Annotated in this window: 11 protein-coding genes; 8 read left to right on the top strand and 3 right to left on the bottom strand. The window is 65.6% G+C overall.

The genetic code is table 11. The annotated features are described in order from the left end of the window. Nucleotides 1–32 precede the first annotated feature (32 nt). Nucleotides 33–1,067 carry a LacI family DNA-binding transcriptional regulator gene (locus tag HZA32_07540; GenBank protein MBI5423925.1) on the bottom strand — a complete coding sequence of 345 codons (1,035 nt, stop codon included), beginning with the start codon at nucleotides 1,065–1,067 and terminating at the stop codon, nucleotides 33–35. Nucleotides 1,068–1,272: 205 nt separating this feature from the next. Between HZA32_07540 and HZA32_07535 the strand changes: the two genes are divergently transcribed. After that, nucleotides 1,273–4,545, top strand: a complete 3,273-nt coding sequence (locus HZA32_07535; GenBank protein MBI5423924.1) for a TonB-dependent receptor plug domain-containing protein — start codon at nucleotides 1,273–1,275, stop codon at nucleotides 4,543–4,545. A 127-nt stretch (nucleotides 4,546–4,672) separates the two neighbouring features. On the opposite strand, the gene HZA32_07530 is transcribed toward HZA32_07535, so the two are convergent. Next, nucleotides 4,673–5,128 (bottom strand): acetolactate synthase, encoded by a 456-nt coding sequence (locus HZA32_07530; protein ID MBI5423923.1) that lies wholly within the window; start codon nucleotides 5,126–5,128, stop codon nucleotides 4,673–4,675. A 242-nt stretch (nucleotides 5,129–5,370) separates the two neighbouring features. Here HZA32_07530 and HZA32_07525 point away from each other — a divergent pair, with 242 nt between their 5' ends. Next, entirely contained in the window at nucleotides 5,371–6,210 is an 840-nt protein-coding gene (locus tag HZA32_07525) for a cation transporter (protein MBI5423922.1), read from the top strand. Between the two features lie 70 nt (nucleotides 6,211–6,280). On the opposite strand, the gene HZA32_07520 is transcribed toward HZA32_07525, so the two are convergent. Continuing rightward, nucleotides 6,281–6,730: a hypothetical protein gene (locus HZA32_07520; protein MBI5423921.1), complete on the bottom strand. Its 450-nt coding sequence runs from the start codon at nucleotides 6,728–6,730 to the stop codon at nucleotides 6,281–6,283. 416 nt (nucleotides 6,731–7,146) lie between these two features. Here HZA32_07520 and HZA32_07515 point away from each other — a divergent pair, with 416 nt between their 5' ends. From HZA32_07515 to HZA32_07490, 6 genes are all read left to right on the top strand, one after another. Continuing rightward, nucleotides 7,147–8,970 (top strand): phosphoenolpyruvate carboxykinase (GTP), encoded by a 1,824-nt coding sequence (locus HZA32_07515; protein MBI5423920.1) that lies wholly within the window; start codon nucleotides 7,147–7,149, stop codon nucleotides 8,968–8,970. Nucleotides 8,971–9,195: 225 nt separating this feature from the next. Next, nucleotides 9,196–9,981 (top strand): hypothetical protein, encoded by a 786-nt coding sequence (locus HZA32_07510; GenBank protein MBI5423919.1) that lies wholly within the window; start codon nucleotides 9,196–9,198, stop codon nucleotides 9,979–9,981. 92 nt (nucleotides 9,982–10,073) lie between these two features. Further along, nucleotides 10,074–12,242: a hypothetical protein gene (locus HZA32_07505; GenBank protein ID MBI5423918.1), complete on the top strand. Its 2,169-nt coding sequence runs from the start codon at nucleotides 10,074–10,076 to the stop codon at nucleotides 12,240–12,242. Between the two features lie 138 nt (nucleotides 12,243–12,380). After that, nucleotides 12,381–12,695: a DUF485 domain-containing protein gene (locus HZA32_07500; protein MBI5423917.1), complete on the top strand. Its 315-nt coding sequence runs from the start codon at nucleotides 12,381–12,383 to the stop codon at nucleotides 12,693–12,695. Between the two features lie 32 nt (nucleotides 12,696–12,727). After that, nucleotides 12,728–14,530: a cation acetate symporter gene (locus HZA32_07495; protein MBI5423916.1), complete on the top strand. Its 1,803-nt coding sequence runs from the start codon at nucleotides 12,728–12,730 to the stop codon at nucleotides 14,528–14,530. A 49-nt stretch (nucleotides 14,531–14,579) separates the two neighbouring features. After that, nucleotides 14,580–16,085: a hypothetical protein gene (locus HZA32_07490; protein ID MBI5423915.1), complete on the top strand. Its 1,506-nt coding sequence runs from the start codon at nucleotides 14,580–14,582 to the stop codon at nucleotides 16,083–16,085. Nucleotides 16,086–16,119: the final 34 nt, after the last annotated feature.

Raw genomic sequence — 16,119 nt, 5'->3', positions numbered from 1 at the left:
TCCGACCCTACCACACGCGTTGCGTCTTAATTTCAGCTCCGCGCTTGCAGCGTCGGGCCGTCGACCCAGCGCATCGGCACCGTCGTGTTCGAGGGCAGTTCCGGCGTGCCGTAGGTGTTTTGGTGGATTTGCGAGATCACGAGTTCGATCGCGCGCACGCCGACGTGGTAAGGACGCTGATCGAGGCCGGCGCAGGGTTGGGCGTTGAGGCCGAGGTTGAGGCAGCAGAAGCCGTGCGTCTCGGGCACGCGGGCGCCGCAGTCTTCCATCCAAGCGATCATCTCGGCGCGGTGGCCGACGACGACATCGGGCCGATGTTTGCGGAACCAGCGCTTGAAGCTTTCGGCGTTCATCGCCGGCACGATCAGTGGCGGCAGCGCGCGCACGTCGGGATGGAGGTGGAGAAAGGCGAGAAAGGCCGCGAGCCAGCGGTCGTGCAGACGCGCGCTTTCCTGTTGCAGGAGCACGAGGCCGGGGCGGCGAAACCCCAGCTGGTGCAACCGCGACATCGCCAGCTCCATGCCCCGCGGGTGATCGGGACACACCGACGGCAACCCCGGGCTCTCCATCAGGTAGTCGGCGTAGACGCCGCTGAGCGCGGGCCAATTCAGGGCGCGGAAATCCGGTTGGTCCCACGCCGGCATGATCAACACGCCGCGGATGCCGCGGGAGCGCAGGATCGTGTCCAGTCGCGGAACCGTCAGGCGGTTTTGGCCGACGACGAAGTGCTCGAGCTTGAAGCCCAGTTCGAGTCCGCGCTCGGTGGCGCCTTGCAACAGGTCGCGCCAATACGCGCCGGGGAAGGGGATGCGCGCCGGCTCTTCCTGACCGATGGCGGCGAGCACACCGTGGAAGGCGCCGAGGCGCGTGCGGCGGACCTGGCTTAGCACGGAACTCGCGAGCGGGTTGAACCGGTAGCCTGCGTCGTGCGCCGCCCGCTGGATGCGTTCGCGGGTCTCCGCGCTCACGCGCGGCCGGTTGCGCAGCGCTTCGGATACGGTGGTGCGCGACACGCCGAGACTCTCGGCGAGGCTGCGGATCGTCGGACGGCGGGAAACTGCGCTCATGACTCGCGAGCGTTCCGAGCGGACCGGCGAGGGCAACGCTCCCCTCATTCGGACGGAACGAATCCGCGTGGATTGCGGCTCCCGGCGGCGAGGCAGAGGTTCGGCCCGCTAAGCCACCCCTTCGAACCCTCAGGGTTCCTCGTCCGTGTTGTCCGTTCCTTCCGCCCGCCGCGATCGGGACGGACGCTGTCCTGCACTCCATCCCATGTCCCATCGCCACCTGCTCCTCGGAAACCGTGCTCTTCGCACCTGCGCGTTCGGAGCCGCGCTCACCGCCGGCCTGCTCGGCCGCGCTCAGGAAAATACCTCGCCCGCCAAACCGGCTGCGCCGGTCGACCGTCTCGACAACGTCGTCGAGCTTTCGCCCTTCCAGGTGAACTCGTCGAAGGACCAAGGCTACCAAGCCTACTCGACGATGTCGGGCACGCGCCTCAACACCAAGCTCGAGGATGTCGCCGCGTCGATCTCGGTCATCACGAAGCAGCAGCTCGAGGACACCGCGTCGCTCGATATCAACGACATGTTCCGCTACGAGCTGGGCACCGAAGGCATTTATCAGTGGACCAGCTTCACGGTCGATCGCGGCAACGTCACCGACGACGTCGCCTCGAATCCCAATGGCGCCACGCGCATGCGCGGGCTCACCGCCGCGAACATCGCGGTCAACGGCTTCAGCTCCTCGCTTCCGGTCGACACCTACAACGTCGAGTCGATCGAAATCCTGCGCGGTCCGAACTCCACGCTCTTCGGCCTCGGCGCCACCGGCGGCGGCGTGAACGCCAACACCGCGCGCGCCAACACCACGCGCAACCGCTATCGTTTGCAGACGCGCGTCGACAGCTCCGACGGCTACCGCGGGAGCTTCGACGCCAACTACGTGCTGCTGCCCAACAAACTCGCCCTGCGCGTCCTCGGCGTGCACGACCACCGCGGCTTCGAGCAAAAGCCCTCCGCCGACATCACGCGCCGCTTCAATGCGCTGATGACCTACCGGCCGTTCACGAAGACCACGATCCGCGGCGGCTTCGAATCCTACCGCAATTTCAACAACCGCCCGAATTCGTCCACGCCGCGCGACATGTATTCCGACTGGGTCGCCAGCGGCAAACCCACGTGGGACCCGCTCACCGAAACCGTCCATCTCGCCAACGGCACGAGCATCACCGGCGTGACCAGCGCCAACGAGGCGACGCTGCTGCCGTATTCGATCGCGGCGACCGACACCGGTTTCACCGGTCGGCCCAGCTGGTATATCGATAACGGCCAGGTGCAGCTCTACACCATCAACCGCATGCCGGTCAGCGGCACGGCCGGCACCGGCCCGCAGAACATCGCCGGCACCGCGCGCCTGCTGCAAAACACCACACGCTACCTCCGCTACACCGCGCAGTATCCGCTCTTCACCACGCCGGGCATCAGCGACCAATCCCTCTACGACTGGACGACGACGAGCATTCTCTCACCCAACTTCTCACGCGTGCGCGGCGAGGTGGCGTGGGGCGAGCTTGAGCAGAACATCTTCCGCACGCCCACGCAGAGCCTCGACTTCCAGGCGGGCTTTCTCCGCGAGCACATCAGCACCTACAGCCGCGAATTCCTCGGCAAATCCGACGGCGGCAAGCTCCAGGTCTACATCGACATCAACGAGCGCCTCCTCGACGGTTCGGTGAATCCGTATTTCCTCCGCCCCTACATCGGCGGCTCCGAGCCGGCTTTCCGAAAGTCGCGCAACAATACCGAAAATTACCGCTCCGTCCTCGGCTATCGGACGGACTTCACGCAAAACAAGAGCTGGCTCCGCTTCCTCGGCAAACACGCCCTCACCGGTTATGCCGAATATCGCCGGCTCTTCGGCGGCAGCCTCGGCTACAAAGACACCATGTCCTCCACCGAGGCGTGGATGACGCCCGACGCCGCCACCTTCAACCGCAACAACGCCTCGTGGCGCGCCTACCCGCGCTACTACGTCGGCGATGCCAAGGGCCAGAACGTCGACTACGCGCCCGTCGGTCTGCCCGGCGCCCAGGGCACCTACACGCTTCGTTACTACAACGGCGCCACCGGCCAGTGGATCAACGAGAGCGTCGACTTCGACGAGTATTACTACGCCAACCGCCTCAACCGCCGCCTGCTGAGCACGACCGGCGCCGTGTGGCAGGGTTGGTTCCTCGATGACCGTATCGTGCCGCTGGCCGCGATCCGCCGCGACTTCAACCGCACGCGCGACGGCAATCCCGCCAAATCGCCGAATAATCTGACCAACGGTTACTACGATCTGTCCGACATGGATAGCTTCGGCACCTACGACTGGGTGAGCCAACGCGGCCAGACGACGAACTACGGCCTCGTGGTGCGCCCGCTCAGCTGGCTCGCGCTTACCTACAACGAGGCCGACGCCTTCGTCCCCGGTTCGCTCGCCTACAACATCTACGGCAATCCGCTGCCCGATCCGCGCGGTCGCACGAAGGATTACGGTTTCGATCTCCAATTCTTCCGCGACGAGCGCGGCGACCCGCGACTCTCCATCCGCGCCAAGCAGTATGAGACGATCGACATCGGCCGCGGCTCCAGCGAGATCAACACCATCGTCCAGCGCGCCGTGCGTCTCGACGCCGACGGCAACATGACCGGCGGCGACCCCGACCTCGAAGGCTTCTACATGCTCGAACTCCAGAAGGCCCACGCCGACTGGACGACCACGCAGCTCGAAGAAGGCGCCGCCGCGCTCATGACCGTTTCGCCGGCCTTCATCGACAGCCATCGCAACAAGACCCACGGCGATTCCAGCGACGCCATTTCCCGCGGCCGCGAAGTCGAGATCACTTACAACCCGACTCGCGACTGGACGCTCAAGGGCACCGTGCGGCAGTCGAAAGCGCTCAACGGCATCATGTCGCCCGACCTCCAAAACTACGTCGCATCGCGCATGCCCGAGTGGAAAGCCGCCAAAAGCCCCTTCGACGGCTCCGCTTACTGGAACGGCACCTACAAGGTCGGTAACCTCACGCCCGAGAACTGGTATCTCCAGAACCTGCTCGCGCCGATGAAGCTCGCCGTCGCCACGCAGGGAAAGCTCCGCACCCAGCATCGCGAGTGGGCCGCCTCGTTCCTCACCAACTTCAAGTTCCGCAGCAGCACCGACCACAAGTGGCTCAAGCCGCTCGATATCGGCGGCGCCGTCCGCTGGAACGACAGGGCCATCATCGGCTACCTCGGCGCCGCGCCGGAAGCCGACGGCGTCGTGCGCGACCTCGACCCGAACAAGCCGGTCTACGACAAGGCGCGCTACACGCTCGACGTCTCCGCGGGCTACACGATCCGCCTGCAGAAGGGCACCTGTCGCCTGCAACTCAACGTGAACAACGTCCTCGAAGACGGCCGCCTGCAGGCCTTCGCGGTCAATCCCGACGGCACGCCGTGGGGCTACCGCATCATCGACCCGCGCCAGTTCATCCTCACCGCGACGTTCGATCTCTGAACGCCGCTCAGTGGAGTTTTCCCTCACCGCCTCGGCCCGTGCCGGGGCGGTTTTGTTTTGCCGCTGCGTATGGCGGGCGACGTGCGAATCGCACCCGCCGGAACGGGAGCGAGGGCGAAGACCTGGCTCAGCGCGCGATGTCGCGCTGCGTGAGAATCTTGAAGCCGCGGCGATTCAACGTCTGCGCCGCGAGTTCGAGGTCCTCGACGTTGAGGATGAGCCCGCACTTCGCGCGCGGGCGCGAGACGAACGAGTAGACGTAGTGGATGTTCATCTCGGATTCGTAGAAGCTGCGGAAGATCTCCTGCAGCTTCGATTCGTCGACGAACTCGACCGCGAGCACCTGGCACTCGGTGAAATAAAAATTGTTCACCGCGAGCAGCTCGCGGGCGCGCTCGGGGTCGTCGACGACCATCCGGTCGATGGCGCAGTCGGTCGTGTCCAGCGTCGTCATCGCCATGATGTGGACGTTGTTCTTCGCGAGCATGGCCGTCAGGTCGTGGAGGCGGCCGACGCGGTTCTCGATGAAGACCGAAAATTGAATGACCGGGTCGGTGGCGACCGTGGTTTCCATTTCTTCCATGGCGACGCGGACCGTAGCGCGCGGCCGGGATGGGTCAACTGGCTTCAAGCCGGCGCGGGCGGGCGCGACTGACGGAAGCGGGGAAATTAGGCGCGTGAAAGATTCGCGGGCGCGGCTGGCAGGATTAGGCGCGCCGCGAGGCTTGAGTGACACGCGGGGCCGCGCGTAGCGTGAGGGCGATGTCGCCGCCTGACCAACATGCCCGCACCGCGCGACGCGCCGAGGATGGCGCGCGGCTGGTGTTGCGCGGCATCGCGCTGAACGCCGCGCTCGCTGCCGTGAAGTTTGCCGGCGGCATCTTCGGTCACACTTATGCGCTCATCGCCGACGCGGCGGAATCGCTGTTGGACATCTTGACTTCGCTGCTCGTGTGGGCGGGCTTTCGCGTGGCGGCTCGGCCGCCGGATGCGAATCACCCTTACGGTCACGGCAAAGCCGAGGCGCTCGCAGCGCTGGTGGTGGCGTTGTTCGTCTTTGCGATGGCGATCTTCGTCGGCTTGCAGGCGGTGCACGAAATCCGCACGCCGCACCATGCGCCGGAGTGGTGGACCCTCGTGGTGCTCGCCGCCGTGGTGGCGGCCAAGATTTGGTTTTCGCGCCGCATGGGCGCGGCGGGCGAGGAAGTCGGCAGCACGGCGCTCGGCGTCGAAGCGATGCATCATTACTCCGACGCGCTGACTTCGGGTGCGGCATTCGTCGGCATCGCGATCGCGCTGTGGGGCGGCAAGGGCTGGGAGACGGCCGACGACTGGGCGGCGCTGTTCGCCTGCGTGATCATCGCGTTCAACGGCTTCAACATGAGCGGCAAGGCGCTCGGCGACATCATGGACACGGCGGTGTCCGCGCAATTCGAGGGCGAGGTGCGCGAGATCGCCGCTGCGGTGCCGGGCGTGCTCGCGCTGCACAAGGTGCGCGTGCGCAAGAGCGGGCTCAGCCATCTCGTGGACATCCAAGTGCGCGTCGACGGTGAGATTCCCGTGCGCGAGGGCCACGACATCGCGCACGCGGTGAAGGACGCGCTGATCGCCTCCGCGCCGCACTCCATCAGCGACGTCACCGTGCACGTCGAGCCGATGAAGTGAGTCTGCGGAAAGTGTAACCTAATAGGTTACACTTCGATTGGGCTGCTAGGTGCGATACACGTGGAGACGCTCAGGGCGTCTGCGCGGCGGGCGCGGTGGGGAATTCCGGGTCGCGGATGTTGCCCTTCATCGTGAGCCACGGACGAACGTCGGCGAGGAGGCGCTGCTCCTTGACGAGCGGATCGGAGGCGACGAGTTCCTTCGCTTCCTCGAGCGAGGCGCACTTGAAGATGAAGATCCCGCGCCAGTCGCCGCGATCCATCATGGGGCCCGCGACGAGCAGCTTGCCGGTGTCGGCGAGACGCTGGATGTTGGCCATGTGGGCAGCCTGACCGGCGGCGAGTTCCTCCTTCGTGCCTTTGCCCGCGTTGGGACCGCGGGTGAGCAGGCAGAAGTAATAGATGGTCATGTTTGGCGGCAGCTTGGGTGCCGGGGCGGGCGCGGCGGGCGGAGCTTTGTCGTCACCCAACAGGACGGAGGCGAGAAACAGGGAGGCGAGCAGCCAAGGGGTAAGTTTCATGCGGGCCAGCGTGCGCGTCGTCGCTCGCTTGGCGAGCCCGGCGTGGTCGAAGCGCGATGGCGGCGCGCCGACCGACACGATGCGTGCGACGGCCGGCGGCGGCGGTTCGCAACGGCATGACACGCGGCGCGCAACGCGCGCGCACTCCGCATCAACTCATGCGCGGCGACGCGGGTGCGACTGACGCATGCTGGGTGCGTGCAAAACGCAGCGTGCATACGCCTTGCGTGAGCGGCCGCGGGCGAGACTTACGCCCGCGTTTGGCGTAGCTTTGCACCTGAAAGGGACCTGAATTTCGCGCGGAAATTCGCCTGAGCATTTGATTGCTTATGCAGGAAGAAGCGCGGGTTTAATGGCGTGTCTGCACAGGCTTTCCCGTTGCTGGAGGGAGGTTGCCCCGTAGTGTCGCCGGCGCTATGAAGAACTCCCCGAAGCCGCTGAGCTCAAATCCGCACCTGATCACGTGGGTCGAAAAGATCGCCGCGCTGTGCAAGCCGGACGCCATCCACTGGGTCGACGGTTCGCAGGAAGAATACGACGCGTTGTGCGAACAGATGGTCGCCAGCGGAACGTTCATCAAACTCAACCAGCAGAAGTGGCCCGGCTGCTTCCTCGCGCGTTCCGACGCCAGCGACGTCGCGCGCGTGGAGGACCGCACGTTCATCTGTTCGCTTTCGAAGGACGCGGCGGGCCCGACCAACAATTGGGTCAACCCGTTCGAGATGCGCAAGACCCTCAAGGGTCTCTTCGACGGCTGCATGAAGGGGCGCACGATGTATGTGCTGCCTTACAGCATGGGCCCGATCGGCTCGCCGATGTCGCAGATCGGCGTCGAGCTCACCGACTCGCCCTACGTCGTCGTCAACATGCGCATCATGGCGCGCATCGGCGCGGACGTGTTCAAACTCATCGACAAGGATTTCAAACGCGTCGTCCCCTGCGTCCACTCCGTCGGCGCTCCGCTCGCGCCCGGCCAGAAGGACGTCGTGTGGCCCTGCAACAAGGAGAAGTATATCGTCCACTTCCCCGAGACCCGCGAAATCTGGAGCTTCGGCTCCGGCTACGGTGGCAACGCGCTGCTCGGCAAAAAGTGTTTCGCGCTCCGCATCGCCTCCGCGATGGCGCGTGACGAAGGCTGGATGGCCGAGCACATGCTCATCCTCGGCGTCGAGAACCCGAACGGCGAGAAGACCTACGTTGCGGCCGCGTTCCCGAGCGCCTGCGGCAAGACGAACTTCGCGATGCTGATTCCGCCGCCGCACTTCCAGAAGCAAGGCTGGAAGGTGTGGACGGTCGGCGACGACATCGCGTGGATCAAGCCCGACGCCCAGGGCCGCCTGCGCGCGATCAATCCGGAAGCCGGCTTCTTCGGCGTGGCGCCCGGCACGGGCGATCACACCAACCCGAACGCCATGAAGGCGCTCGCGAAGAACACCATCTTCACCAACGTCGCGCTCACCGACGAATGCGGCGTGTGGTGGGAAGGCATGACCAAGGAAGCGCCCGCGCACGCGATCGACTGGAAGGGCAACGACTGGACGCCCGCGCTCGCGAAGGAAAAGGGCGTCACCGCCGCGCACGCCAACGCGCGCTTCACCGCGCCGGCCAAGCAGTGCCCGACGATCGACCCGGCCTGGGAAGATCCCGAGGGCGTGCCGATCCACGCCATCATCTTCGGCGGCCGTCGCGCGACGACGATGCCGCTCGTGTTCCAGGCGTTCAACTGGTCCAGCGGCGTCTACATCGGCGCGACGATGGGCTCGGAAATGACCGCCGCCGCCGCCGGCACGATCGGCAAGGTCCGCCGCGACCCGATGGCGATGCTGCCGTTCTGCGGCTACAACATGGGCGACTACTTCCGTCACTGGATCAACATGCAGAAGGGCCTCACCGAGACCCCGCGCGTGTTCCACGTGAACTGGTTCCGCAAGGACGCTGAGGGCAAATTCATGTGGCCGGGCTTCTCCGAGAACATGCGCGTCCTCAAGTGGATCGTCGACCGCGTGCGCGCGGGCGGCAAAGCGAAGGAGACGCCGATCGGCTGGGTGCCGCGCTACCGCGACATCGAGTGGGACGGCCTCGATTTCCCCGAGGCGAAGTTCGACGAGCTGCAGAAGTTCGACAAGGAAGCGTGGAAGACGGAAGTGCTCGGCCAGGGCGAGCTGTTCTTCGACCTGCACGCGACGTTGCCGAAGGAGCTGATCTTCGAGCGCGAACTGCTCATGTGCCGCATGGGCTGAGACCTGCGAGCGCATTCCATCCTCACGAAGCCGGGCTCCGCGCCCGGCTTTTTCTTTGCTCGCGGCGTGGCCTGATGTTCGGACGGGATTCGGCGAGCACTTCCGGCATGGGTCGCTGAGCCGCCCGAACATTCGCCCGGTGAACCATCCACGCGCTTTGGAGGAAGACCGCCCGTCAGGACGCGTTTGCCGAAACAAATTCCCCGCGCACGGTCTTAGAGACTCATGCGTCGACTTGTTTTCCTTCTCTCCGGTTTGGTCTGGCTCGCGCTTGCGGCGCGGGCCGATGAAACGATTGCAAGCGCTCCCGCGGACGATCCGTTCGCCGGTGCACCCCTGCCGCTGGCCGAGGCGGTGCGCGGCTTCGCGAAGGATGCGAACCGCTGGGCCTTCACGGAGGAGCACGTCGAACTCGACAAGAAAGGCGTCGTGAAATCCCGCAACCGCTCGCGCTTCGATCCCTCGCAGCATTACGACGTGCAGTGGACGATGCTGGAGAAGGACGGCCGTCCGGCCACCGAGGCAGAGCAGAAGAAGTTCCGCAAGACTCGCACCAAACAAACCCAACGCGACCGGAAGACGCTCGGCGAATTGCTCGATCTGGCGCACGCGACCGAAGTCGCTGGCGCGGACGCCGCGACGTCGATCACCTACGAAGTCCCGTTGCGGAAGCTGGACGATTCGAGGTTCCCGCCGGAGAAATTTCAGGTGTTTGTTCGCGTGGCGCGCACCGATCATTGCTTGCAAAGCATCGAGGTGCGTCTGCGCGAGAAGGTGCGCGTCGCGCTGGTCGTCGGCGTGAAAGCGGCGGCGGGACGACTCGAGTTCGAGCGCGTGCTGGCCGATGCGGGACCGGCGGTGACCAAGGTTTCCGCGACCGGGTCGGCGTCGGTGCTCTTCGTGCCGGTCAACGCGCACGTCGAGATCACGCGCTCGGAGTTCAAGCGGGTGACGCCCTACGATGACCGCTTCGTGGTGAAGCCGGGGCCGTTGCGGACGATCGATTTCTGATTTTTCGCTCAAGACCGGCGGGGCGGTGCCGATTTCGTTGGCGTCGGGGTGTCTGCATTTAGCGGGCTGCGATACCCCGGCCTGGTCCGGTCGTGAAGAAAAGCGCAGGCATCCTCATCTATTCCATCCTCCGTCGCTTGGCGGCGGGCGCAGCGTTGTCCTGCCTGGCGGCGGGCGCCTTTGCGCAGACGGTCTTCACGTGGTCGGGCGGAAGCAGCACCAGCAACAAGTGGAGCAGCAACGCGAATTGGACGACCAGCACGGGCGGCGCGAAGGCGCCGACCAGCGGGACATCCACGGACATCGTGTTTGCCGGCACGAAGCGCCTGAGCCCCGACATGGACTCGAACTATACGGTGCGCGGCGTGACTTTCAGCAGCTCCGCGGGCGCCTTCACGCTCGGCAGCTCCACCTCGAAAATACTGCGCACCGACGTCGGCGGCATCACTTCGAACAGCGCGGCCAGCCAGACGATCGCGATGGGCTTGCAGCTCAATGCCGCTCAAACGTGGACGGCCAACAGCGGCGCGCTGACGGTCTCGGGTAACGTCAACCTGGGCTACAACGACCTGAACGTGGGTGGGGCGGGGAATGTATCGCTCTCAGGCGTCCTCTCCGGCGGATCCGCCGGCAATACGTTGACCAAGCAAGGCGCCGGCACGTTGACGCTGAGCGGGACCAACACGTTCGGCCACGTGCTGCGCGTCGACCAGGGCAGCGTGGTTTTGACCAACAGCGCGGCGCTCGGCGAGCTCACATGGGGCAACACCGTGGGCGCGGCCGGCACGCTGCGCCTCCAGAACAACATCACCGTCACGGAAGGCTCGTTCGATGTGGCGGGCACGATCGTCAACAATTCGGGGGCCAACACGCTCGCGGCCCAAGTGAACTTGCAGGGCGATTCCACGATCACTTCTTCCGCGGGCACGTTGACGTTGGGCGGCTATTTGGACACGGGATCCTCCACGCTCACGGTCAACGGTGCGGGCAGCACGGTTTTTAGTCAGGTGGGCGGCTCGGGCGGAGTGTCTGTCGCAGGCTCGGGCGCCACCACGTTCAGTCAGGAATATTGGGCGGCCGGGACGCTGACGGCCGGAGGCTCGGGAGCGATTGATTTTCGCGGCAACGCCAGCGCCGGCGACATTGTCGTGGCGAACTCCGGCGCGACGACGTTCAGCGGAACGGCGGATGTCTCCTACACCCTTGCCGTGACCGGTTCCGGCGCCACGACGTTTGCGGACAGAATCTCCGCTGGCGATTTGGTTGTGAGCGGATCCGGCAGCACGCGATTCGAACAGGCTGCGTCGACATGGAAGTCGACGATCGGCGGAACGGGCAACGTGTCCTTCGGAGGCGACCTCAGTTCCGAGATCGGCATCACCTTCAACAACACCAACACCGCCGCGACGGTGAGTGTGGCCGGCGACATCAATTCCGGCGGCGCGGAGGTGGTGGTGGGCGGGGCATCGCGGGTGAACCTCACCGGTTCGCAGCTCAACGCGCTGGATCTCACGATTCGCGATTCAGTGACGTTCACCACCAACAGCACCATCAACCTCGGCAGTGGCACGCTCACCTTTGGCGGCTCCGGCACCTCGCTGCTCACGGGCCCGCAGGTCAATGCCGGGATGGTTTCGGTCACCGGCTCCGGCAATCAGACGATCAACAGCCTGCTGAGCCTCAGCTCGATTCAGCTGGCGGGCAGCGGGACCACCACCATCGGCGGTTCTGGCGACAACTACATGTGCGCGGCCTTCGTCTCTTCGGGTGAGCTGGTTCTCGCCAAGTCCTCCGGCGCGGCACTGAGCGGCGACATCCGTCTCAACGGCGGCTCGATTTTGATGGCGGGCAACAACCAGACCACGAACTGGAGTGACCTCACGCTCAGCGGTGGCACGCTCTATCTCAACAACACCACGCAATCCCTCTGCGCGGTGAGCGTCACCGCCAACTCGATCATCGATTTTGGCTCGAGCAAATCCGTGTTCTCCATCGATTGGCTGGCGATCGCGGACGGTGTGACCCTCACGCTGCTGAACTGGTCGGCGACGGACGAGTTCTACATCGCGAACAGTCCCGATTCGCGCTACCTCTCGCGCATTGTGTTTTCCTCCGGCGGCGAGGCCGTGTGGAACGATTTCGACAATCGCCTCAGCGCCCGGTGCATTCCGGAACCGCGCACCTACGGGGCCGGCATGTTGGCGGCGATGGTCCTCGCGTTGGGAATCTGGCGCCGCAAGGCGCGTCGCCGCGCCGGATAAGCGCCACCGGCGGTGCGTGGGCGTGCCGTGCCCGGTGTTTGTTCCCGCTGCGCCGTGCGGCCCTCGGTGGTGCCAGTCTGCGGTTAGAACAACAAACGTTGTTGTCTCGTTGCGGCGGCCACGCACGCTCGCCGCCCGATGCCTGCCCCGATACCCCATGACGACGCGGTGCACAGCGAAGCGTTTCTCCATACGCTCATGCGCCGCCAACTGAAGTTGTCCATCGCCTGCGCCGCGGCCTTCCTGGTCGTGTTGTTCGGTCTCCCGCTCGCCAACTATTTCGCGCCGCAGCTGATGGCGACGCGCATCGCGGGTTTCACGTTGAGCTGGCTGCTGCTCGGCGTGTTGTTCTTCCCGGCGGTGTGGGGCATCTCGTGGTTTTTCATCCGTCGCTCGATGTGGCTCGAGCAGGACGAGGTCGAGCAGGTGAAGAAGGGGAGGGCGGAACAATGAGCGCGCTGCCTCTTTTCGTGGCCGCGACCGGCATGCTCGGCGGCGTCGATCCGTGGATTTTCGGATTCTCGTTCGTCACGGTCGCCGTGACGGTGTGGATGGGTTTCCGCTCAGCGAAAACGTCGAAGACGGCGAGCGACTTCTTTGTCGCGGGCCGCTCGGTGTCGGTCGGATGGAACGCGTCGGCGATTTCCGGCGAGTATCTTTCCGCGGCGTCGTTCATGGGCATCGCGGGCATGGTGATGTCGAGCGGCTACGACGCGTTGTGGTATCCGGTGTGTTACGCGTGCGGCTACCTTTTCCTGCTGTTGTTTATCGCGGGGCCGCTGCGGCGGTTTGGCGCGTATACGATCCCGGATTTCGCGGAGGGTCGGTTCGACTCGCCGCTGTTCCGGAAAATCGCGGTGTGCTTCGTGCTGTTCATCGGGTTTTTCTACACGATGCCGCAGATGAAGGGCGCGGGCACGACGCTGGCCTACATTTTCCCCGGCCTGCCTTACTGGGTCGGCGTGGTGGCGGTCGGTGCGGTGATCACGCTGAACGTCGCGCTCGGTGGCATGAAGGGCATCACGCTGGTGCAGGCGTTCCAGTATTGGATGAAGATGTTCGCGATCAGCGTGCCGGTGTTCGTGCTGATGTCGGTTTACGGGTTCTACGGTGCGCACGTCGGGGCGAACGACGGTCGCGCGCTCGCGGCGGCGAAACCGGCCGCCACTGTAGCCGGCCTCGTTGAGGCTGGCCGGGCCGGGGTCGGCGACCCCGGCTACAGCGTCGAGCGGAAGCCGCTGGTGGAAAAAGCCCCGGCGGACACCGCGTGGGTTTCGCCGTTCGGACCGCTGACGACGAAGGCGGCGAAGGCGGCGGGTCTGAACGCGGAACAAGCGCGGCCGTATTCGCTGCTCTACACTTACTCGCTGATCATCGCGCTGGTGTGCGGCACGGCGGGATTGCCCCACATCCTGGTGCGGTTCTACACGAACCCCGACGGCGTGGCGGCGAAGCGCACGACGATGTGGGTGATGATCTTGATCGGCATTTTCTACGTGTTCCCGCCGGTGTTCGGTGTGATCGGCAGAAATTTGCTGCCCGAGCTCTACGCGGGCGCCGGCGCGAAGGGCACGGACAAGATCGTGCTCGAGTTGCCGCGTGTGGTCGGCGGCGTGTGGGGCAGCATTTTGAGCGGCATCACGTGCGCGGGTGCGTTCGCGGCGTTCATGAGCACGTTTAGTGGATTGCTCGTCTCGATGACGGGTGCGTTGGCGCACGACGTCTACGGGCGCATGCTCAAGCCGCACGCGACGGCGGAGGAGCGGTTGCGGATGTTCAAGATCGCGGCGGTCGCCATCGGCGCCGTGGCAATCGGGCTCGGCTGTTTTGTCGAGCCGCTCGAGATCAATTTCATGGTCGGCCAGGCGTTCGCGATCGCAGCGGCGAGCTATTTCCCGCTGCTGTTCATGAGCGTGTGGTGGCGTGGCATGACGATGACCGGCGCGGCGACGGGCATGTTGAGCGGCGGGTTGTTCGCGCTCGGCGCGGCGACGGTCGTCAACATCAGCAATCTCGCGCTCGACAAGGGGCCGATGGGGAAGCTGTTCGCGGGCTTCGCGCCGATGAACGCGTTTTGGAAAGAGCATCCGCTGCTCCGCATCCTGTGCGAGCAGCCGGCGATCTGGACGGTCCCGCTGGCGATCACACTGATGATCGTCGTCTCGAAGCTCACGGCGGCGAAGGTGCCGGGCGACATCCGCATGAAGATGCTCGTGCTGCACGCGCCGGAGACGCTCGGCCTGAAGAACGAATACATCCAGGAGCACTCGGCCGGCGCGGGGCATTGAGCGGGGATGCGGCTTGCGCCATTGTGGGGCGGGCCGTTTTCTCGACGGGATGAAACGCTGGCTCGCCGACTGGTTCCGGACGATCGGCGCGTGGTGGTGGTGGAACGCGCGCAAGACGATCTTCGTCGCGCGCGGGCGCAAGGGGCATTGCCCCTGCCACAATCCGAGCGATTCAGGCTCGGGCGGCGATGTGCGGTGCGACGCGGTGATTTTCTGGGCGAAGCCGGAGCGGTTTCAGCAGCGGGTCTGTCCGCTGCTGATGAAGAGCGCGAAGGGCGAGTGGGTGTGCAGCGTGCCGCCCGCGCAGGTGCGGCCGTATTGGGGCCGGGTGTGGGCGAGTCACGCGGGCGCGCTGGCCACCGTGGTCCTCCTCGGCGGACTGTTGGCGTGGGGCGGCATGCGTTGGGTGGGGTATCGGGTGAGTTTGCGGCAGGTTTTCTGGCCGCGCGCCTGGCACGAATTGAAACAGGTGCGGGCGGACCTGTTTCGCGAGAAGGCTGAAGCGGCGCTGGCGGACGGCCGGCCGCGGGAGGCGATCGCGAGCCTGCTGGTGGCGCGGCAACTGAACCCGGGCGACTATGCGAGCGGCATGTTGCTGGCGCAGTTGCTGCACCTGATCCAGCCGGAGACGGTCGACGGATTTTATCGGCAGATGTTTCAGCAGCACCCGGACCATGCGAACGAGATCGCGCGGATCTGGTGCCGGAGCATGCTCGCCCGCGGTCAGATGGCGGGCGTGGCGGGGCTGGCGCAAATCCAGTTGATGGCCGAACCGGAAGCGGCGGCGGCGTGGACGCATGCTCTGCTCACGTCGGCGCGGTGGGAGCGCAATTGGGATTTGCTGACCAAGGTGGCGAACAACCCCAAGGTGCCGGCGGTGGCGCGCGAAGTGTGCGCGCTGGAGGCCCAGTTGCGGCGCGGCGATGTGTCCGCCGCGCGGAAGGCGCTGGCTGCGGCGCCGCGGCCAAGTTCGCCCTATGCGATCATGCACCGGGGCGAGCGGTTGATCGAGTTTGGCGACACGTTCGAGGCGCTGGACCTGCTGCGGCAATCGCGGGCGAGCCTCTCGGGGCGGGATGTGGCGCGACTGACTTTGGCGGTCCACGCGGTGGGCCGGAATCCGGCGTCGTTGCAGCGCGAAGCGTCGGTGTTGATCGGCGCGCGCGGCGACGATGGCACAGCGGGCATCGCGATCGTCGGGCAGCATCTCATCCGCTATCCGAACGCGGCATTGCTGGACCAAGTGCGGGCGGCGTGCCTGCGGCTGCCGGCGACGGCGGCGCGCGACGAGGCGGCGGCGGCGGTGTTTTGCGCGGCGGCCCTGGCCGGGCAGGTGGACGCGTTGCCTGAATTGCGAAAGCTTTTCTCTGGAGAGAGTGCGGCGAGCTTGGTCGCGCAGCAAAAAATCGAGGAGCGGCTGCGGGGGAAGGGTTGGTCACCGTTGTTCCTGCTGTCGGTGGTGCGGCCGGTGTCGGCCGAGCTGAATTACGCCGTGCTGGAACGGATGATGGCGGACCGGGCGGCGCAGCCGCCGCCGGCCGCGAAGAAGAAATAAAAAAGGCACGGCGCGGGCCGTGCCTTGGAGGAAG

This window comes from Opitutia bacterium (assembly GCA_016217545.1).
Lineage (GTDB): Bacteria > Verrucomicrobiota > Verrucomicrobiia > Opitutales > Opitutaceae > Didemnitutus.
This window is presented reverse-complemented; position numbering and strand designations above follow the sequence as displayed.